Source organism: Hungatella sp. SL.1.14 (genome assembly GCF_024460495.1).
Classification (GTDB): Bacteria; Bacillota; Clostridia; order Lachnospirales; family Lachnospiraceae; genus Hungatella; species Hungatella hathewayi.
Genome location: NZ_JANFYJ010000036.1, coordinates 29,910 through 50,668 on the forward strand (window position 1 = coordinate 29,910; position 20,759 = coordinate 50,668).

15 protein-coding genes and 1 pseudogene are annotated in these 20,759 nt (G+C 52.1%); 13 read left to right on the top strand and 3 right to left on the bottom strand.

What is annotated here, in order from left to right:
* The first annotated feature begins 68 nt into the window (after window positions 1-68).
* The 6 genes and pseudogenes from NE473_RS27085 to NE473_RS27110 all read left to right on the top strand — a co-directional run bounded on the left by NE473_RS27085 (window position 69) and on the right by NE473_RS27110 (window position 6,431).
* The gene (locus NE473_RS27085) at window positions 69-1,280 is read left to right on the top strand and encodes a tyrosine-type recombinase/integrase (protein ID WP_055224661.1); all 1,212 of its coding nucleotides are present in this window, start codon (window positions 69-71) and stop codon (window positions 1,278-1,280) included.
* A gap of 235 nt (window positions 1,281-1,515) precedes the next feature.
* Complete coding sequence (locus NE473_RS27090) at window positions 1,516-2,241, top strand: LytR/AlgR family response regulator transcription factor (protein WP_055650448.1); 726 nt, start codon at window positions 1,516-1,518, stop codon at window positions 2,239-2,241.
* Window positions 2,229-3,497 carry a sensor histidine kinase gene (locus NE473_RS27095; RefSeq protein WP_055650449.1) on the top strand — a complete coding sequence of 423 codons (1,269 nt, stop codon included), beginning with the start codon at window positions 2,229-2,231 and terminating at the stop codon, window positions 3,495-3,497. Before NE473_RS27090 ends, NE473_RS27095 begins: the two co-directional genes overlap by 13 nt.
* A gap of 142 nt (window positions 3,498-3,639) precedes the next feature.
* Window positions 3,640-4,413 (top strand): outer membrane protein assembly factor BamD, encoded by a 774-nt coding sequence (locus NE473_RS27100; RefSeq protein WP_055650450.1) that lies wholly within the window; start codon window positions 3,640-3,642, stop codon window positions 4,411-4,413.
* Window positions 4,414-4,501: 88 nt separating this feature from the next.
* Window positions 4,502-4,888: pseudogene (locus NE473_RS27105) on the top strand (HD domain-containing protein); the annotation flags it as partial.
* Window positions 4,889-5,153: 265 nt separating this feature from the next.
* On the top strand, window positions 5,154-6,431 hold the full coding sequence (locus NE473_RS27110; RefSeq protein ID WP_055650452.1) for a 4Fe-4S dicluster domain-containing protein: 1,278 nt from the start codon (window positions 5,154-5,156) through the stop codon (window positions 6,429-6,431).
* A gap of 96 nt (window positions 6,432-6,527) precedes the next feature.
* On the opposite strand, the gene NE473_RS27115 is transcribed toward NE473_RS27110, so the two are convergent.
* On the bottom strand, window positions 6,528-7,523 hold the full coding sequence (locus NE473_RS27115) for a GGDEF domain-containing protein (RefSeq protein ID WP_006770719.1): 996 nt from the start codon (window positions 7,521-7,523) through the stop codon (window positions 6,528-6,530).
* Between the two features lie 214 nt (window positions 7,524-7,737).
* Between NE473_RS27115 and NE473_RS27120 the strand changes: the two genes are divergently transcribed.
* The 3 genes from NE473_RS27120 to NE473_RS27130 are packed head-to-tail and all read left to right on the top strand — an operon-like array spanning window position 7,738 to window position 10,848.
* Complete coding sequence (locus NE473_RS27120; protein ID WP_055650453.1) at window positions 7,738-8,241, top strand: GreA/GreB family elongation factor; 504 nt, start codon at window positions 7,738-7,740, stop codon at window positions 8,239-8,241.
* Between the two features lie 19 nt (window positions 8,242-8,260).
* Window positions 8,261-9,514 carry an MFS transporter gene (locus tag NE473_RS27125; RefSeq protein ID WP_055650454.1) on the top strand — a complete coding sequence of 418 codons (1,254 nt, stop codon included), beginning with the start codon at window positions 8,261-8,263 and terminating at the stop codon, window positions 9,512-9,514.
* Window positions 9,511-10,848 (top strand): MATE family efflux transporter, encoded by a 1,338-nt coding sequence (locus NE473_RS27130; protein ID WP_055650455.1) that lies wholly within the window; start codon window positions 9,511-9,513, stop codon window positions 10,846-10,848. Before NE473_RS27125 ends, NE473_RS27130 begins: the two co-directional genes overlap by 4 nt.
* 41 nt (window positions 10,849-10,889) lie before the next feature.
* On the opposite strand, the gene NE473_RS27135 is transcribed toward NE473_RS27130, so the two are convergent.
* Window positions 10,890-12,263, bottom strand: coding sequence for a [FeFe] hydrogenase, group A (locus NE473_RS27135; protein WP_055650456.1), 1,374 nt, complete (start codon window positions 12,261-12,263; stop codon window positions 10,890-10,892).
* A gap of 441 nt (window positions 12,264-12,704) precedes the next feature.
* Between NE473_RS27135 and NE473_RS27140 the strand changes: the two genes are divergently transcribed.
* Genes NE473_RS27140 through NE473_RS27155 form a run of 4 tightly spaced genes read left to right on the top strand, consistent with a single transcriptional unit; the run spans window position 12,705 to window position 19,290 of the window.
* Complete coding sequence (locus NE473_RS27140) at window positions 12,705-13,319, top strand: HAD family hydrolase (protein ID WP_055650458.1); 615 nt, start codon at window positions 12,705-12,707, stop codon at window positions 13,317-13,319.
* Between the two features lie 34 nt (window positions 13,320-13,353).
* Entirely contained in the window at window positions 13,354-14,217 is an 864-nt protein-coding gene (locus tag NE473_RS27145; protein ID WP_055650459.1) for a DNA-3-methyladenine glycosylase family protein, read from the top strand.
* A gap of 13 nt (window positions 14,218-14,230) precedes the next feature.
* On the top strand, window positions 14,231-17,602 hold the full coding sequence (locus NE473_RS27150; RefSeq protein ID WP_055650460.1) for a tetratricopeptide repeat protein: 3,372 nt from the start codon (window positions 14,231-14,233) through the stop codon (window positions 17,600-17,602).
* The gene (locus NE473_RS27155) at window positions 17,599-19,290 is read left to right on the top strand and encodes an Hsp70 family protein (RefSeq protein ID WP_055650461.1); all 1,692 of its coding nucleotides are present in this window, start codon (window positions 17,599-17,601) and stop codon (window positions 19,288-19,290) included. Before NE473_RS27150 ends, NE473_RS27155 begins: the two co-directional genes overlap by 4 nt.
* Before the next feature lie 58 nt (window positions 19,291-19,348).
* Here the strand turns inward: NE473_RS27155 and NE473_RS27160 are convergent, their stop codons facing one another.
* Complete coding sequence (locus tag NE473_RS27160) at window positions 19,349-20,314, bottom strand: GNAT family N-acetyltransferase (protein ID WP_055650462.1); 966 nt, start codon at window positions 20,312-20,314, stop codon at window positions 19,349-19,351.
* Window positions 20,315-20,759 lie beyond the last annotated feature (445 nt).

Sequence of the window (20,759 nt, forward strand, 5' to 3'; positions counted from 1 at the left end):
CGAGGCTTTCTGATAAAAAGAGAGTGTAGATACGGAGACTACACATTATCAAGAAAGGACGATCAAAGATGGCAAAAAAGAAAACACAGATCCCGAAGTATGGGACCATTACATTGAAAGGAATCCAGTATTACAGAACCAGGATTACGGATGCAGATGGCAAAGAGTTGAGTTTGTATGCCGCTACTTGTGAAGAATTGTATGAGAAGCAGTTAGAGGCTCGGAAGCAGGTGGAAGAAATTATCTTTCACCGGCAGCACCCGACAGTAGCTGAGTATGGAGAGAAGTGGCTGCTGATGCAGTCGGCAAAGGTGTCTGCGTCTACACTCAGAGGTTATACGAGGGATATGACAAACTATATCATCAAACCTCTGGGAGAGATGTATATGGAAGAAGTGACTGCTGACGATATTCGGCTGGCTCTTGTTCCATTGTCAAAGAAATCGGAAGGCTTATACAATAAGGTCAATATGCTGCTCAAGTGCATTTTTTATGCGGCAGAGAGAAACCAAATTCTTGAGCACAATCCCTGTGCGGGAATATCCGGTAAAGGCGGAAAACCGACAAAAAAGAAGGAGGCATTGACAGATCAGCAGGTAGCCGTGCTTCTGGATACAGTCAAGGGGCTTCCTCCATATTTGTTTATTATGCTCGGTTTGTATTCCGGTCTGCGTCGGGAAGAAATTCTTGCACTGCAATGGGATTGTGTATTTCTGGACGAGGATACGCCTTATCTATCGGTGAGACGGGCATGGCGTACAGAGCATAACAGACCCGTGGTTTCTACGGTGCTAAAAACTCCGGCGGCAAAAAGGGATATTCCGATACCGAAGTGTTTGGTGGATTGTCTGAGAGAAACGAAAGAAAATTCCATATCAGATTATGTGATCGCTGACAGCAAAGGAGAGCCACTGGCTGCCTCGCAGTTTCAAAGAGTGTGGCAGTATGTCGTTGTCCGCTCCACTAAGCCCCGGAACTATTATAAGTATGTAAATGGGGAGAGTATCAAATATACGGTTACTCCAACGCTGGGTATGACCCAGAAGAATCAACCCCAAATCAGATATACGCTGGACTTTGATGTGACACCTCATCAGCTGCGGCACACTTACATCACCAATCTTCTCTATGCGGGCGTTGATCCAAAGACAGTACAATACCTTGCCGGACACGAAAACAGCAAAACAACTATGGACATCTATGCAAAAGTGAAGTACAATAAACCAGAGGAGTTGTTTGGGGTAGTAAATGGTGCGTTTCATCAGGCTATCGCTGAATGAAAAAAGGCCGTTTTTTATGGTCCGCACACCGGATAACTGAGAAGCCGAAAGCCGGAAAAGCCCGGAATATCAAGGAAAAACAGCTCAAAAACTCGCGCAGTACGGCTTAAAGGCAGCTCGTCGTGCTCCTCAGTTCTCCAAGAGATAATCAGACAGAACACGAGTTTATTCAAATCCCGCAGGCGGTTTCGTCTGTGGGATTTTTTAATACGGCGGAAGTGCGCAGGGAGGTCTTATGCTTCAGATTGCCATATGTGATGATGAAAACTATTACCGGGAAACCATCAGAACGCTTCTCACGGAGTATCTGGAAAGGCGCGGTCTTGAGTATGCGCTTTCTTTGTTTATGTCCGGAGAAGAATTCGTAAGCCAGCCGGAAAATGCTGTGAAATATGATGTTGTATTTATGGATATCAGTATGAGCCATGTGAACGGGATCGAGACGGCTGCCTGGATGCGGTCCCTCCGTTCTGAGACGGCGATTGTGTTTGTGACCGCGTTTCTTCATTACGCACCGGAAGGGTATAAGGTGGATGCGGTGCGGTTTATCATGAAGGATACGCTGGATGCGGCGCTTCCGGAGTGTATGGATGCGGTTCTTAAGCGAAAACGGCTGGAGCAGGTGGAATTTTCCTGTGTAGAGGGAACGGTAAGGCTGTTTACCGAGCGGATTCTCTATGTAGAGAGCCGGAAGCATAAGGCTGTCTTCTGCTGTCAGGGGACGGAGCCGGAGACCTGTCAGGCGTATTTAAAGCTGGACGAGGTGGAACGGCGGTTGAAAGAATATGGTTTTTTACGTATCCACAAGAGCTATCTGGTGAATATGCGGCACGTGAGGAGAATCAGGAATTATGAGGCGGAGCTCGATAACGGGGAACGTCTGCCCATTCCCAGGCCCCGCTTCCAGGCAGTGAAGGAAGAGTATGCAGTATACAAAGGAGCGATGCCATGGGGATTGTGATGCGGAATATTCTGCTGTGCCTGATGCTGGGGATCGGATGCGGCATATACTATGAAACCATCGTGCCGATGCGTGTGTGGCGGTACAGGTGGGTGAAGGATACGGCTGTTCCTGTATTTACCCTGGGATTTCTGGCCATCGCATTGACGGAAATTCCGCCTTATATCCTGCAGCCGGTGAGAGTGATCGTTGTTTTGTGGCTGGTTTCGTGGATTTATTTTCAGATGAAGGCGGTGCAGAGTTTGATTCTTTCCGTGCTGTTCTGTGCTCTTATGTGGATCGTGATGGCCATCGTGGTATCGGCTGTCTGGGCACTGCCGTCGGAGTACAGGGGGCTTGAGGCATTGGAGGAAGAGTTGTCCTACAGTATTCTGCTGTGCCTGATTCTGCTGTTTCATTACCGGTACCGAAAAGGGCTGAGCGGCTTAACCGGGGGGCAGTGGGCCAGGTATGGATATTTCCCCGTATTCAGTATGATCGTCATCATGGCAATCAGCATGATGACGGGAAGCGGTGAAACAGAGCGGCTGGTAGCGGTATCCGGTTTTGGCATTCTGAATGTGATTGCCCTGTATTTCATCGGAAATATTCTGGAAAAAGACGCCAGGGTCCAGGAGATGCGGCTGCTCCAGGAACGCACGCAGAACCAGATGGAGATGTACCAGAATATGCAGAGGAATTATGAGCGGCAGAGACGGGAGCTGCATGACTATAAAAATCAGTTAAACTGCATTCAGGGGCTGCTGCTGGAGGGCCGCCTGGAGGAAACGCTTCATTACGTTGAAACACTGAATGGAAATCTGCGGGAAAGCGCGGATGTGGTAAACACGAATCACGCGGTTGTCAATGTAGTTTTAAACCAGAAATATCAGTGTGCGCTGGAAAAGAATATTACCATGATCCTGTCTGTCAATGACCTGTCCGGACTGATGATGGGGGAGGAGGATCTGGTCACGCTTCTGGTGAATTTGCTGGACAATGCGGTGGAGGCCTGTGAAAAGCTGGAAGAGCGCAGGATCATCCGGTTTAAAATGGTCCTGGAAGATGGGGAACTGATTCTCTCCGTCAGTAATCCTGTGGCGGAGCCTGTCATCATCGATGGGAAGAAGATTGCCACTACAAAAAGGGATGGCAGAAACCACGGGATCGGGCTGCTTAATGTGAATGGCGTGATTGAACGCCTGGGGGGAACCTCTGCACTGAGATGCGAGGATGGCTGGTTCTGCTTTTCCGCGATGATTCCCGCGGCAGAATGAATGATTTGAGAAAGAACAGAAGGAGGCGCCGGAAGGCGTCTTTTTTTGCTGCCGCACTGCCGGTTTGTGCTGCGGCCATTGTTCCATAAAGCGGGGAATTGTATAATAAAGGGAACAAAGCGCGGAAAGGGGAGAGTTAGAAATGAAGGGACTTAAAAAGATAATATTCATGGCGGCAGCCATATGCGTATGCCTGGCGGCATGCAGCGGGAAGAAAAGCACAGATTATGCAGAGACGCCGGAAGCGGCGGTACAGTCAGCGATGGAAGCCTTGCAGACACTGGATTTGGAGACATTCAATGCTCTTACGGATAATTACGTGAGCACAGAAAGAAACTGGCTGGGAATACCGGTGAGAAGGCGTTACCGGGTATTCAGCGAGCTGCAGCAGCCGGGGATTTTGGAGGGAGCGAAAGAGAAGGCCAACCGTGCGTTTGCGGAGAAGATAGTGGAGAATCTGACGTGGGAGATCACTGGTGCGGAGACGGAGGGCGAACGGTCTGTAATCTCCGTGCGCATTACAAATACGGATATGTCCGATGTAATGGGGCGCTATACCGTACATGTTCTGGAGAAAATGACGGACGGAAAGGGAACGGGGCTGAAAGAACTGTTTGAGGAGATCGCGGAAGCGGATTACGACAGGGGAGGAGTCCTCCCGTATCTGGACGAGGCAGAAGGAAGTGTGACGACCGATGTGGTGGTGACGGTATGCCGGGAAAACGGCAGATGGATCATGAAGATTACAGACCCGTTGATCGAGGCGTTTATGGGGAATTTCGGAGCAGGAGAATTCTCCGGGGAGGTGAAAGCGCGTATCGAGGAACTGGAGGAAGAGTATGAGAAGAAGATGGTACAGTGGGGGGAAGACTTTGGAAGCCGGATCGGACAGTGGCTGGAAGGGATTTTTAATTAAATAGCGCTTGTATCCTGGGCCGGACTGTGGTAAAATCTATTTTTTCCTAAAATTGAAAGAGATGGACTGAGCATCGGAAAGGAACTGTATGGAGTGGGAAAAACTGCTTTCAAAGGAACGGTTTTATCAATCAGGAGACGGGGAGGAGCCTGGCCGGTCTGACTATGATACGATTATCAGGAGTACGCTGTTTCGCCGTCTTCAGGACAAGGCGCAGGTATTTCCGCTGGAGTCGGATGATTATGTCAGAACGCGTCTTACTCATTCTCTGGAGGTCTCCGCGATCGGGAAGAGGCTGGGAGAACTGGTGTACCGGCGGCTTAAAGAGGCAGGGAAAGACGCCTGGTTTGAGCATAACCCGGAGACGGAATTTTCGGATACGCTTTTGTGTGCCGGATTGGTTCACGATATTGGGAATCCGCCGTTTGGCCATTTTGGTGAATATGCTGTCCGGGAGTGGTTTCAGCGGTATTTAGGCGGGAAGACCGATAATTACGCCAGACGGCTGTACCGTGAGCTGTTTTCCTAGACGGGAAGGAGCCAAAGCGGGCTGCGGACCACCGGACAGAGTGTGAACTGTAATGCCTGGAACGATGACGAGCAGCTGTTTGACCTTCTTTTCTGGTATTAATTGCAAAAATATGTTAATATTTCTATAAGAATACTGGGTTCGGAAGCCGGAACGGTAAACAGGAAGCGGTACAAGTTGGCTCTAAGCCGGACAGAAAGAAGGAACAGGAATGGGACATTTGACAACGCGGGACGCCTACCGGAATCTAAGCGACCGCATCAACTGGTTTACACAGGGGGCTCCGACCTCAGAGACCCTATATAAGATACTGGAGGTCCTGTATACGGAGAAAGAGGCGAAGTGGGTGGCGCTCCTGCCTGTACGCCCGTTTACGGTGAAGAAGGCGGCGAAGATCTGGCAGACGTCGGAGTTTAAGGCGGAGCGGCTGCTGGACCACCTGTGCGAAAAGGCGCTTCTGGTGGACTCCTATCACAACGGTGTGCGCAAGTTTGTGATGCCGCCGCCTATGGCGGGGTTTATCGAGTTTGCACTGATGAGGACGAGAGGAGACATTGACCAGCACTATCTGGGGGAGCTCTATTACCAGTATATGAACGTGGAGGAGGATTTCATCAAGGATCTGTTCTTTGCCACGGAGACGAAGCTGGGGCGTGTGTATGTCCAGGAGCCGGTTCTGGCCAATGATAAGACGAATCATATCCTGGATTACGAGCGGGCCACCCATATCGTGGAGGAGGCGGAATACATCGGACTGGGGCTGTGCTACTGCCGCCATAAGATGTACCATGCAGGCCATCCGTGTGAGATCAATGCGCCATGGGATGTCTGCCTTACCTTCGATAATGTGGCACGGTCTCTGGCGCAGCATGGCGACTACGCGCGTCTGATCTCCAGGGAGGAGGCGCTGGACGCCCTGGAACGTTCTTATGCCAGCAATCTGGTGCAGATCGGGGAGAACGTGCGGGAACATCCGGCCTTCATCTGCAACTGCTGCGGCTGCTGCTGTGAGGCGCTGCAGGCGGCAAGACATTTCAGCCCGATGCAGCCGGTGGCAACGACGAATTATATTCCGGAGATATCACTGGAACACTGTGTGGGCTGCGGCAAGTGTGCAAAGGTCTGTCCGGTTCTGGCTGTATCCATGGAAGAGGGGGAGAACGGAAAGAAGAAGGCAGTGGTGAATAAGGAGATCTGTCTGGGCTGCGGCGTCTGCGCGAGAAACTGCGCGGTGAAGGCCATCGAGCTGCAGAGGAGGCCGGAACAGATTATCACGCCGGTCAACAGCACTCACCGGTTTGTGCTCCAGGCGATTGAGAAGGGGACGCTGCAGAATCTGATTTTCGATAATCAGGCGTTTGCCAACCACCGGGCCATGGCGGCCGTGTTTGCCTCTATTCTGGAGCTGCCTCCGGTTAAGCAGGCATTGGCGAGCAAGCAGTTAAAGTCCGTGTATCTCGATAAGCTGCTTTCCCTTCATAAGAAGTAAGGGAAAGAAGGTCAAAGAAATGGGGAAAATAACCGATGAAATGAAAACAACACTCCGAAAACGGGTTTCAGTATCCGCTTTCGGAGTGTTGTGATGTTAAGAGGTCCCTGCCGGTTTCAGCGGGTAGCAGTGATGCAGCAGAAGCTTATCTTCAATATCAGCCGTCTCTGCATAAAAGGCTTCGGAGATTCTCCGGGCGATCAGTTCCGCGTTTTGACCGTCCACGTCGGAAACCATGACGAGGTACTGGCAGCTGCTGTACTGGGTGAAGACGTCGCCGAGACGAAGGGAATACTGGGTGACGGATTTTAAGGTATCCATCTGATTCTCACGGGTCAGCAGCTTTGGAAAATCCCCGTTTTTGTCGGTCAGAGTAAAAAGAATGATGTAGGCGCTCTCACCGCTCCGGCGCAGCCGGCGTTCTACGAAGCGGTATATGCTTTTGAAGGTATCGTAATCCTGGCAGTATGCGCCGGTGGTCAGTTCCTGCTCCGACAATTCGGTGCGAATCAGCGCCATATCGATCTCAATGCCTTTTCTGGCGGCAGAACGGCGTTCTTCGGCTGCGGTGAGAAACGGCTTCTTATTTTTCTTTCGTTTCTCTGACAGAAGAAGCTGATCGGCGCGGTCAAACAGGCTTTTATAATCGTCTCCGGGCTGATACAGGCTTCCGCATACGGTGACGGAGATTCCGTTGATAAGCGGATTGGTCATCTGGATTCCCAAAAGGCGGGACCGGATCTGACGGCACCGCTCATCTACAAAATTCTGGTTCTGTGCAAGGGGCATATAGATAACGAATTCATCCCCGCCTACACGGCCCAGGATATCATGTTTAAAGGTCATGAGGCTTAAGATTCGGACGACCTCCTGAAGAACAGAATCTCCGGTAATGTGGCCGTATCGGTCATTGATCTGCTTGAACTGGTCTACGTCCAGTACGAAAAGGACGCCGGTCTTTTTCTCGGCCAGCAGCTGGTTGATCTTTGTCTCCGTAGCACCACGGTTATAAATGCTGGTCAGCCAGTCGTGGCTGGCCAGTTTGCTTAGTATTTCGTTTTCCTCTTTTAAGGCTGCCCAATCCTGTTTCATATATAACGCCTCCTGTTAATCTGCTTTAATGATACACAAAAACTATGATATAAGTCAAGAAATATAGCAGAAAATAAATTAAAAAGGCCATGAAAGCGTATGAACAGTAAATTCGGATCGGGCCGTTGAAAAAACGTGATGACGAAGATGGAAATGAATGCGCCGATATGATATACTCAGTAGATGGCAGAATGACAGAAAGGGAAGCGGAATTATGTATGATAAGCTGACAAAGAATGATATTCAGAAAATGCAGGAAGAGATCGATTACAGAAAGCTGGTGGTGCGCAGGGAAGCGCTGGAAGCGGTCAAGGAGGCGCGGGCTCACGGAGATTTAAGCGAGAATTTCGAATACCACGCAGCCAAGAAGGACAAGAACCAGAATGAGAGCCGGATCCGGTATTTAGAGCGTATGATTAAGACGGCGCAGATTGTGTCTGATGAATCCAGGGAAGATGAGATTGGCCTTTACAATACGGTGGATTTATATTTTGAGGATGACGACGAGGTGGAGACGTACAAGCTGGTGACCACCGTGAGAGGGAATTCCATGAAGGGGCTCATCAGCTCGGAATCACCTCTGGGCAGCGCTGTCATGGGACACAGGGTGGGAGACCGGGTCTATGTAAGGATTAACGATAAGGCGGGATACTATGTGGTGGTAAAGCGTCTGGAGAATACGACGGACGACGGGAGTGATAAGCTGAGGAGCTATTAAGGCCCGCGGGAGGCGAGGGATGAAAAAAACGCGTGGTGACAGAGGTCTTACGATAAAATATGCGGCACTTCAGGGGAATTACTGGATGCTGTTTGGTGCGGTCTTTACTTTTATTGCGGTATTTCTGCTGTCCCAGGGATTTAAAGCGGGGGATGTCGGTGTTCTGATGGCGCTGGGAAATGTTACGGGCGCCATACTGCAGCCATGGATCGCGGCGGCTGCAGATAAGAGTGAGAGATACACACTCAGACAGAGGATGACGGGGATTACGTGCCTCGGCATCGTTCCGGCTGCGGTGCTGATGCTGGCTCCGGGATCCCGGTTTCTGTCAGCGGGACTGCTTATGGTGATAATGGTTGTGGTGAGCGTTCAGCAGCCGCTGGTTAACGCGGTGAACGGATACTATATAAGCTGTGGAAAATCCATGAACTTCGGAGTGGCGAGAGCAACAGGCTCTTTGGGATTTGCGGTCCTTTCCTGGATCATGGGTTATTTGGTGGCAGCATTCGGCGAACGTGTAATACCCATTGCCATCTGTTTCCTGCTGGTTACCATGGTGGCGGTGATTTCCTCCTTTCGGATGGAGAGAGAGAAGAGCTGCAATGGGGAAACAATTGAAGCAGCAGAACCATTTTCCGGATCAGGAAAAAGGACTGGTACTTCCCCGCACGCACCCGGCAGCGGATGGGCGCTGATTAAGAAGTACAGGAGGTTTTTTCTGGTTCTGGGCGGCATTGTATTCTTGTTTGCCTTTCACAATATGGTAAATACCTATTTGATACAGATTATGGAGCGGTTTGGCGGAAACAGCTCTGATATGGGAACCTCCATAGCGATTGCCGCAGTCTGCGAGATTCCGGTGATGGTTCTGTTTTCAAAACTTGCAGAGAAAATCAGCCCCAACCGTCTGATTAAGATTGCGGGGCTCGGCTTTCTGCTTAAGGCAGGTGCAATCTGGCTGGCCGGAAGTGTGCTGATGGTCCATGCAAGCCAGCTGCTGCAGGCACTGTCATTTGCAATTCTGATCCCGGCCTCTGTGTACTACTCGGATGAGGTGATGGAAGCGCAGGACCGGATAAAGGGACAGGCATTTATTACCGCGTCCATCACGGCAGGCGGGATGGTAGGCAATTTCTTTGGCGGAAAGATCATTGATGCGGCAGGGGTTCCGGCCATGCTGACCGCCGGTGTGGTCTGTGCAGGAGCCGGAATGGTTTTAGTCTGGATCGGTGCGGTTCCGGCAAAGGGAAGGGGAGAAGACGGTACATTATGATGAAGGATATGACAACAGGAACTATACCGTCACAGCTGATCCGTTTCTCTATTCCGCTGGTTCTGGGCAACTTATTTCAGCTGACCTATAATGCCGTGGACTCGATTATCGTCGGCAGATGGGCGGGAGAGAATGCTCTGGCGGCGGTGGGGACTGCAAATCCCGTGATGAGTATTGTGATTCTGGGGATAACCGGAATCTGTATCGGAGCCTCGGTTCTGATGAGTGAATTCTTCGGGGCGGGACGCGGGGAGCAGCTGAAGCGCCAGGTATCCACTACGCTGATCTTCGGCTGTTTCTTCTCGGCTGTCGTAGTTCTTCTGGGGCTGGCGTGTTCGGGGGTGGTGATGAAGGCTCTGCGGGTACCGGAAGAGATCTTCGGGGAGGCAGTGCTGTATCTGAGGATCGTATTTCTCGGAATGCCGTTTACCTATCTGTATAATGCAGTGGCGTCCGCCCTGCGGAGTGTGGGGGATTCCAGGACACCGGTCCGTTTTCTGGCGATGGCCTCGGTTCTCAACGGCTGCCTCGATCTGGTCTTCGTGGCAGGCCTGGGGCTGGGCGTTGTGGGCGCGGCACTGGCCACGGATATCGCGGAGGCGGTATCGGCCCTCCTTTGCGTCGCCTACGTTTACCGGAAGGTGCCATTGCTTCAGCTGAAACGGGAGGATCTCCGTGTGGATGGGGAACTGTTGAAGCTGACTCTGAAGCACGGCTCCATCACAGCGCTGCAGCAGTCCTGCCAGCCCATCGGAAAGCTTCTGATTCAGGGGGCGATCAATCCGCTGGGGGTCAGTACGATTGCGGCGTTTAACGCGGTGAACCGGGTGGATGACTTTGCATTTACACCGGAACAGAGTATCTCGAGTGGTATGATGACATTTATCGCCCAGAACAGGGGCGCAGGGAAGAAAGAACGGGTTAAGAAAGGGTTTCGGTACGGACTCCTTGTGGAAGCGGGGTACTGGGTTATCATCTGCACCGTGATTCTGCTGATGAAGGAGCCTTTGATGAGGCTGTTTGTATCGGATGGAGATACGAAGATGGTGGCGCCCGGCGTGGAGTATTTGAGCCTGATGGCATTCTTCTATCTGATGCCGGCGTTTACCAACGGAATCCAGGGGTTTTTCAGGGGAATGGGGAATATGTCGATTACGCTGGTCTCCACGCTGATCCAGATCTCCTTCCGCGTTGTCTTTGTCTATCTTCTGGTGCCGCGGATGGGGATGACGGGGGTCGCCTGCTCCTGCCTGATCGGCTGGAGCTTTATGCTGATGGCGGAAGTTCCATATTACTTCTGGTTTAAACGCCGCCATGAGCTGCTAAGGGATTGAAACAACCACCGGTACGCTTGAGACGGTACGGTGTCTGGGGGTTAATTGCCTAAATCGCCGCTTCTGTCGATGTAGGAGGTGTGAAGCATCTCCTCGGCGAGAGGGCTCAGCGGCTTCTCATAGAATTTTTTATAAATTTCCTTTATCTGCGGATTTTCATGGGATAAACGGAGCTTCATCTGGCGGTCTCTTGCATAGAGGCCGTCGATTCGTTTCTGGCGCAGTCCGTCACCTGAGAAGTTCTTATCCTTTGGCTGTCCGCCGCCTCCGATGCATCCGCCAGGACAGGTCATGACTTCGATGAACTGATAGAATTTCTCACCGCGCTTGATGCTGTCCAGCAGGCGCCTTGCATTGGCGGTGCCGTAGACGACGGCTATATCCAGTCTGGTTCCGGCGATGGTCAGAGAGGCCTCCTTTGTACCGGACAGCCCTCGGACTTCTTTAAGATCATAGAGGTCATCGGGAACCGGTTCGCCTGTGAGCACAGCATAGGCGGTGCGGACCGCGGCTTCCATGACGCCGCCGGTATTGCCGAAGATGACTCCTGCGCCGGATCCTGTTCCCATAAACGGATCGTATCCGGAGGGCTCCAGGGCAGGGAAATCAATCCCTTCCGCACGGGCCCACTGGGCCAGCTCTCTTGTGGTGATGACATAGTCCATATCACGCATGCCTTCGATTCCCAGCATGCTGCCTGCGGAGCACATCTCCTCGCGCCGTATCTCGAATTTCTTCGCGGTACAGGGGGTGACCGCTACGTTCACAATCTTTTTCGGATCCAGATTTTCCTGATTGGCAAAATACGTCTTGATAGTCGGCCCCTGCATACCGATGGGGCTCTTGGAGGTGGAGAGATTTTCCTTGAATTCGGGATAATACGTCTCCACAAATTTTACCCAGGCGGGACAGCAGCTGGTGAGCTGGGGAATGGGGATATTGCTGCTTGTTAAACGGCGGATCAGTTCGTTGGCCTCTTCCATGATGGTTAAGTCTGCTGCAAAGTTGGTATCCAGTATGTAATCACCGCCCAGAGCACGGAGCAGTGCAACCATGCGGCCTTCCACAAAGCTCCCCTCTTCCATGCCGAATTCTTCCCCGAGAGCTACACGCACAGACGGCGATGTGGAGAAGATGACAATTTTGCCGGGATCGTTTACGGCCGCTTTTACGTGTTCCCATTCAGGAACTTCCGTAATACAGCCGACGGGACAGACATTGGCGCACTGACCGCAGTGGATACAGATGGCGGTGTCGCCGGTCTTCAGCAGATCGTAATAGCCGGCTACCCCGATGGATTCGGTACAGACCGTTTTACACTGGCCGCATTTGATGCACAATTCCTCATGCCGCATAACAGAGGGATTGTCAGGTTCGATGGGAACCCGGATGTCGGTAAAGAGGTGTTTGCTCATGTGAATATATTCCTCCTGGGTAAGATATAATAATAGTAACTACTACTAATTATAGAACGGCAGGGAAATTTTGTCAATCTACTTTTGATCCTTATCCGCCTTTTTATGTTTGCAGGTATTTTGAAGGCAATGAGCAGGCCGGAGGAAGGGCATGTAAAGAAAACGTGAAGATTCGGGCAAAGCTATTGTAAGAATGGGGCGGAGGCGGTATAATTTTCCTGTAATTAAGGAAGCACCCCCCAATAATAATGTTTCCATACAACACTCTCCCCGTCCGGGAACCATGGCAGCTGATCCGGCTGTCCAGGTACCCGGGCGGGGACTTTTTTTGCAGATGGAGCGGAATGAGGCAGCCGCGCTTCGTGTGTGTTTTCTTGACGGAAAGGGGAATATCCGATACAATGTAGTCATCTGTAACTATAAGAGACGGGAGATAAGAAGATGATAAAGAATATTGTATTTGACATGGGAAAAGTGCTGGTCGGCTACGATGCGGACAGAGTCTGCAGCCATTTTATGGACAATGAGGAGGAGAAAAAAGCGGTCTGCACCAGCGTGTTTGTGTCGCCGGAATGGCTGATGCTGGACATGGGTGTGATTTCAGAGGAAGAGGCCTTACAGCGGATGCAGGCCAGACTGGAAACGGATCATGCAAAGGAGATGGCAGCTCTCTGCCTGGCGCACTGGCATGAGTACAATATGTGGCCTCTGGAGAGTATGGGAGAGCTGGTCCGGGAATTAAAGGAGATGGGATATGGAATCTATCTCTGTTCCAACGCATCGGTACGGCTTCTGGAATGCTATCGGATAATTCCGGGCATCGAATGTTTTGACGGAATTCTCTTTTCGGCGGAGGTGAAATGCATTAAGCCGCAGAAGGAGATGTATCAGCACCTGTTTGACCGGTTCCAGTTAAAGCCGGAGGAGTGCTTTTTCATCGACGATGTGATGGTGAATATTGAGGGCGCCAGAGCCTGCGGCATGGATGGATACTGCTTTGCCGATGGCGATGAGGCGGCGCTCCGTGCGGCTCTAAAGCGTTTGAACAGGAACTAGAGTGCGTGCCGCGTCAGCAGAATGGAGACCGTGAATGTACGAGACAGAGATTAAAAATATGGATCTGGGCCAGCTGGCGAAATCCGGTCAGTGCTTCCGCATGCGGCCCGCCGCGGAAACGGAATGCGGCGGAATATGGTCCGCTGCAGCGGGAGAACAGTATGTGGAAATCATGCAGGACAAAAGCCGCTTTCTGTTTTCCTGTGAGGAAGCTGAATTTGAAGGGATCTGGCGTTCCTATTTTGATATGGATACCGACTATGAAGCGGTGAAGCGTTCGGTGGACCCGGAGGATGAGTACCTGCAGGCGGCCATGGCCTTTGGCGGGGGCGTGAGGATCCTACGTCAGGATCTGTGGGAGATGATCGTCACCTTCCTGATTTCGCAGAACAATAATATCTCCAGGATTCGAAACAGCGTAGATGCGCTGTGTGAGAAATTTGGAACCAGGAAAACGGGCACCGGGCTGGTCCTGGACCCGAATGAAGGCGTGAAATCGGTGGAGAGAACGTATAATGCGTTTCCGGAGGCCGGGGCAGTGGCTGCAGGCGGCCCGGAGGGGCTCGGCGGCCTGGGACTCGGGTACCGGGATAAGTACATATGGGCCATGGCGCTGAAATGCAGCGGCCCGGACGGTGCGGCGTGGCTCGATGATCTGCGCGCCGCCGACTACCACACGGCTCACGGCATGCTTACCGCGGAATTTGGAATCGGCAGGAAGGTGGCCGACTGCGTCTGCTTATTCGGGCTTCACCATGTGGAAGCATTTCCGGTGGACACTCATGTAAAGCAGATCGTGAATGCCTATTATCCGGGCGGTTTTCCCCTCGAACGGTACAGGGGGTACGCGGGGATTCTGCAGCAGTACATGTTTTACTATAAACTGAACGATAAGTAAGGCAGGGGATCTTATGGAAAAAGAGATGAGTTTTCATATTCTGGGCATCGAAGAGACGAAGGATGAACGCGCCGTGAAAATGGCTTACATGCGCCTTTTAAAGGAGACGAATCCGGAGGATGATCCGGAGGGCTTTAAGCGGCTTCGGACGGCGTATGAGACTGCGGCGGCGTTTGCGGCGGCGCCGGAGGAGGAAGGGGAATCCGGAGCAGGAGACGCGTCGGAGGAAAAGACAGAGCTCGACGAGTGGATCGACCGGGTTGACGCATGCTACCGTGATGTGTACGGCCGCACCGATGAAAGAAAGTGGCGGCAGCTTCTGGAGGATCCGGTCTGTGACGGCCTGGATACGTCTCTGGAGGCCAGGGAGCGGCTTCTGGTCTATCTGATGAACCATGTCTATCTGCCGCAGAAGATATGGAAGCTGCTGGATAAAAGCTTTCAGATTGTGGAGGATATCGGGCTTCTGGAGGAGAAATTTCCTAAAAATTTTTTGAATTATGTGGAATATTACGTGGAACACGAGGGATTTATCCGGTTCGAGTATTTCCGGCGCAGGGGCGCGGGGGAAGAGAATGTGGACGGCTATCTGGACGGCTATTTTGCGGTGAAGAAGAAGGCGGACAGAAATGAATTCGAGGGCTGCAGGCAGGAGCTGGACGACCTGGCAGCATTCGGCGTCTGGCATCCCTATGAGGAGGTGGAGCGTCTGCGCCTTCTGCTCGCGGAGCATGATGTGGACCGTGCATCACGTCTCGCCGATACGCTGGAGAAAACATGCGGCGATTCCATGAGAGACGATCCTTATATCTGGTCGTATATCGGCCGTGTCCGTTATATGGAGGAGAAAAAGGATGAGGCTTATACCATCTGGACCCGGGTGCTGAAAAGCTATCCGGATTATTATCAGGCAAAATCCGGCGCCGTTTCATGCCTGATGGAAAAGGGAAGATTCTGGCAGGCGCGGGAATGGATGATGGAGATTCTGGAGCTGGACGGGCGGGATGAAGAAATTCTGGGCCGGCTGAAAGCGGCGAATGAGGCGCTGATCGCCAGGCTTCGTGAGAATCCGGAGTACCACGAGGAGGGAAAGGATGTTCCGGCAGAAGAGGGGGCCATTGAGCTGGCATGGTGCCTGTTCCAGAACGAGCGGCTGGATGAGACGATCCGGTACCTGGAGAGCTATACGCCGGAAAAAGCGCAGGAATACAGCTATACCAATCTGTTTGGACGGGTTTTATTTCAGGCGGAACGCTATGAGGAGGCGCGTCCCTATTTGGAAAAATGGCTCCGTATGATTACCGAGACCGTGGACGACGGCACGCAGGAAAACCGGAGGCGGAGATCGAGAAAGGGCAGGGCCCTCTATATTCTGGGCGGCTGCTGTTTTCAGCAGGGGGAATCAGAGGCCGCGGCCGGTTACGTGGAGCGGGCAGCCAAAGAGGCGGACGGGCAGCAGGAGCGGATGGGATATCTCCAGTACCTTGCCCACATTCTCTGCGAATCAAAACAGTATGAACGGGCGGTAGATGTCTGTGATCAGATGACAGCAGAGGACGAAAATTACTATCCGGCCTATCTCCTCAGGCAGGAGGCGTGTTATGAGCTGAGAAAGGGGCAGCAGGTGGTGGATGATTACCACCGGGCGGTAGGCATTTTCGCCGGCTATTATAAGCCGTATCTTCTGGCGGCGCAGGTCTTTTTTTACCACAATCAGTTTGAAGACGCCAAGGAGGTCATCGACCGGGCCAGGGAGAACGGTGCAGAGTTTTCCAGCTGCTTAAAGCTGTATGAGGTGAAGGTTCTGCGCAACCTGGCCAGAACGAAAGAGGACCGGGAGCTTCCCTTAAAGCTGTGTGGGGAACTGATGAAGGAGATCGAGGGGGAAACGGACATAGAGGATGTTTCCGAGGTGGAGTTTGAGACGGCTCTCCTTCACTGGGACAATGAGGAGTTTCATGAGGCGCTTTCCCACCTGGCAGAGGCAATCCGGAACAATAAGGACCGGATGCAGTACCGTCTGGTGCGGGGAAATATCTATCTGGATATGAAGAAGTACAATGAGGCACTGACGGAATACGCCAGCGCCGCGGAGGTCTATCACGATTCTACTTCTCTCTTCTACAACCGCGGCCTGTGTTATGAGGGAAAGAAGATGAAGGTACAGGCAGCGGAAAACTTTGAAAAGGCTCTGGAGCTGCAGGAGGGGTACCGGGACGCCTGCGAGAAGCTGGCGGATTATTACCGGGAGAAGTATGAGAATCAGTACAGGCGGGCCGATTTTGATACAGCCATTGCCTATATCAGCCGTCAGATCGCAGTTACGGAGAACTGCTACTATCTGGTGCACCGCGGACTGATCTACATGAATGCCATGGAACTGGACGAGGCCATACGCGATTTTGAGAAAGCGCTTACGTATGTCCCGAAGGACTGGGCCGCGTATAATAACCTGGGCTGCTGTTATAAGTATCTGGGCCGTTTTGAGGAGGCCGTAAAGTACTTTGAGAAGGCCGTGGAATACATGGAGGACAGTAAGAGCCTGCTTCCGTACAGCAATATGGCTGACTGCTATGAGGCTCTGGGCGATTACCGGAAAGCGATTGAGTGCTATGAGAAGGATTTGAAGCTGTTTCCGGAGTATACGTCATTCTGGAAGGAAATCGGTCAGCTTTACGCCTATCTCGGGGAGTACGAAAAGGCGGAGGAGGCGTACGGCCATACGACGAAGATGGACGATTATTACAGCCGCATGGGGGATCTGTGGTTTTACCAGGGGAACGAAAAAAAGGCTCTGCGGTTCTATAAGACAGGGATCGAAAACGCAGCGGCAGATAAGAAGGCGGAGCGGCAGTCTGATTTAGGCGAGGCTTATATGGATCAGATGCAGAATTATCCGAAGGCGGTGGCCTGGCTGAAGCGTGCGATTGGCAGAACGACGGATCACGGCGACCTATTTGATTATGAGCGGTATCTTGCGCGGGCATATTACCGGATGGGGAAATACAGTCCTGCGAGAGAGCATGCGAAAGCGGCGCTGGAGCATTTTAAGCTGTCCGGGGAAGGGACGGAGGAGGACTATTTGGCCTATGGTCCCTACAAACCAGCCAGGGAAGGCGTGATGGGCTGGCTTTATCTGGCGCTGGGAGAACGGGAGAAGGGCCTGGAGCTGTTCGGGCAGATGGATCAGGGACACCGGTGCAAGGGCTGCCGCTACCGGAAGTGTTACGAAAAATTCCTGTTCCAGGGCTGGTATTATGAGTCAATGGGAGATCAGGAGAATGCACTTATCATGTACCGGGAGGCAGACCGGCTGAATCCCCATTCCATAGCGGTCAGTTGTGCGCTTGATAATCTACAGAAGAGGGTGGACAGAAAGAAATGATCATAGGTATTGATTTGGGAACGACCAACAGCCTGGCGGCTTATTATACAGAGGAAGGTCCAAAGATTATCCCGAACAGACTAGGCAGGCGTTTGACGCCTTCCGTGGTCAGTATCGAGGGGGAAGGACAGATCTACGTGGGGGATTCCGCGGTGGAACGCGGACTGCTCCATCCGGAGAGTACGGCCAGTGTTTTTAAACGCGATATGGGAAGCGGGAAGAAGTTTCAGCTGGGCCATAAGAGCTTTCTGGCGGAGGAGCTCTCCTCCTTCGTGCTTCGGGCGCTGAAGGAGGACGCGGAATACTATCTCGGGGAACCGGTGACGGAGGCGGTCATCAGCGTGCCGGCGTATTTTAACGATGCCAGAAGGCGTGCGACCAAGCGGGCCGGAGAGCTGGCGGGACTTAAAGTGGAGCGGATCATCAGCGAGCCCACGGCGGCGGCTATCGCCTACGGACTGTACCAGAACCGGGAGCACGCCAGATTTCTGGTGTTCGATTTAGGCGGCGGAACGTTTGATGTGTCCATTCTGGAGCTCTACGACACCATTTTAGAGGTGCGTGCCGTGGCGGGAGATAATTACCTGGGAGGGGAGGACTTTACCGCTGTTTTGGAGGACATGTTCTTTGAGAAACACCGGGAGCTGGACCGTCTGTCCCTTGACGAGAAGACGGTCCGCCATATTCATAAGCAGGCGGAGCTGTGCAAGATGGGATTTACGGAGTCCAGAAGCTCTGGGATGCGCTGCAGGATCGGGGAAGAGATCGTGGAATTTAATGTGGAGCTCTCCCGGTATGAGGAGGCGTGTGAGGACCTCCTGGAGCGGATACGAAAGCCGGTAAAGCGGAGCTTATCAGACGCCCATATCCGGCTTTCCGACATCGATAAGGTGGTGATGGTGGGCGGCGCGACGAAGAGTCCCGTCATCCGCCGTTTTGTCAGCAGGCTGTTTAAAATGCTTCCGGATACCAATGTGAATCCGGATGAGGCCGTAGCCTTAGGCGCGGCGGTCCAAGGCGCCATGAAGGAGCGGAAGGAATCCATCAGAGAGGTGATCCTGACGGATGTGTGCCCGTTTACGCTGGGAACCGAGGTGGTGAGGGAATGGGAGAAGGGTGTGTTTGAGAACGGTGTGTTCTGCCCGATTATCGACCGGAATACGGTAATTCCCGCCAGCCGTACGGAACGGCTCTACACGGCCAGTGACAATCAGACAAAGATACGCGTGAACGTGCTTCAGGGAGAGAGCCGCTTTGCAGCAAATAATTTATCGCTGGGAGAGCTGATGATCGATGTTCCGGCCGGGCGGGCCGGTGAAGAGGCTGTCGATGTGACGTATACATACGATATTAACTCGATTCTGGAGGTGGAGGTAAAGGTGGTCTCCAGTCAGAAGCAGGTGAAAGAAGTCTTTAAGGGAAGCAATGTGGATATGACGGATGAGGAGATCCGGGAACGGTTCGAGACGCTGTCTTACTTAAAGATCCATCCGAGAGACCGGGAGGAAAACAAGTATCTGCTTCTGCGCGGTGAGCGGATCTACGAGGAGAGTATTGGCGAGAAGCGGCTTCATGTGGAGGCGGCGCTTCATAAGTATGAGAAGGCGCTGTCTACGTATGATACGGGACTGATTGAGGAGGCGAAGGAAGAGTTTAAAAAGTTTCTGGAGGAGATTGAGGAACTGTAGAGACCGGGGGAATGCAGCCGTTTTGCTGCATTCCCCCGGTGTTTTTCAGGTTAAGCTGTCAGTTGTTTCTGACCGCACATTCATCGATTCGTCTGACTACGCCGCTGGTATACGGTTCAAAGTATTTGGGCCAGAAGTGTGCCGCGGTGGGATTGATACTTTCATAATCGACGCCCAGACGGGTCCAGCCTTCCGCTTTCAAGGTTTCAATCACGTGATTTAAGAGCCCCTGGTAAACGCCTTTTCCGCGGTGCTGCGGCAGGCAGTAAGCGCCGCATATATTGCGGATGCCGCCGGTTTCCGACACGAAGGTTTCCGCGGAAGCTGAGAGTTCCAGGCAGGCGATGGCGGAGCCTCCGGATAAGGCTGCAAATATGCGTGAATCTCCGCTTTCGGCCCGTATAAGACACTGATCAATCTCTTCCGGCGATTGATACATGAAGCAGGGGCTTTTTCCCATATGTTCGATCAGCATGCGGCGTAAGTCCCGTATTTTGTACTGATGCTCTTTTCCAAGCTCCTCGTAACGAATTCCGCCGGAAAGCGTGAGGGGGAGCGGGGCGGTAAAGGACAACAGCTCCATCGGCCGGATTGCATCGACGCATCGTAAACCAAAACCGCAGGTGAAAAATGCCTCAAGCCCCTCGCGGTCGTGTGCGTAAAGGCTGACCGCGTGCGACACAATCTTATGTTCCACCCATTTTTCGGCGGCTTTCTGATACATTCGCCTGTAAAGGAAGGCCCGGTTCTCTTTGACGGCGCCATGTGCATGAACCGGTGAGAAGGTTCCGACTGCCTCCGTATGGAAGGCGTGCTCAAAGGGGGAACAGCAGCAGAGAAAACCCGTCATTTTCCGGTTCTCGAATGCGGCTACTCCCAGCCCATTGTCAGCAAATGACTGAAGACCGGGGATCCGGCTGACTTCAGGTAAGCATGTTACTTTCGTCCTCTCTTCGTTATAATTAGCCATAGCCAGAAGAGAGGCTTCTTCTATATGTTCCCGTTTAAAATCAATAATTTCCATGTTTTTCCTCCATAGTTTGCGGAGGGATTTTTATTCCCGCGTGCTGTAAGCCGGGGCTTATGACTTTCCGTGTCCCCTCCTGACACTGTTTAATGAGAGATATGCTGTACTTTTCATGCGCGTCAACTCCTTTCAGGGATGAAAATTAAGGGATATACGGATCGCTTATTTTCATTATGGCTTCTGCCGTTGATAAAAATGGTTACACTGCGATTTTACCACAGGGGCGACAGATTTGCCACCTGATATTAGATGATTTCTTCTCTATACGCAGCAGTGGTAAAGTCAAATAATTTATGCTAGAATGATGTCAACTGATTAAGCCTGCAAATAAAAAGTCAATAGGAAAATGAAAAATTTTCAAAATTTATTGTTGATTGAATTTCAGGTACAACAAATAGACCACCGTTATCCGCTGGTCTGAAAGGATGTGGTATCCCTTATT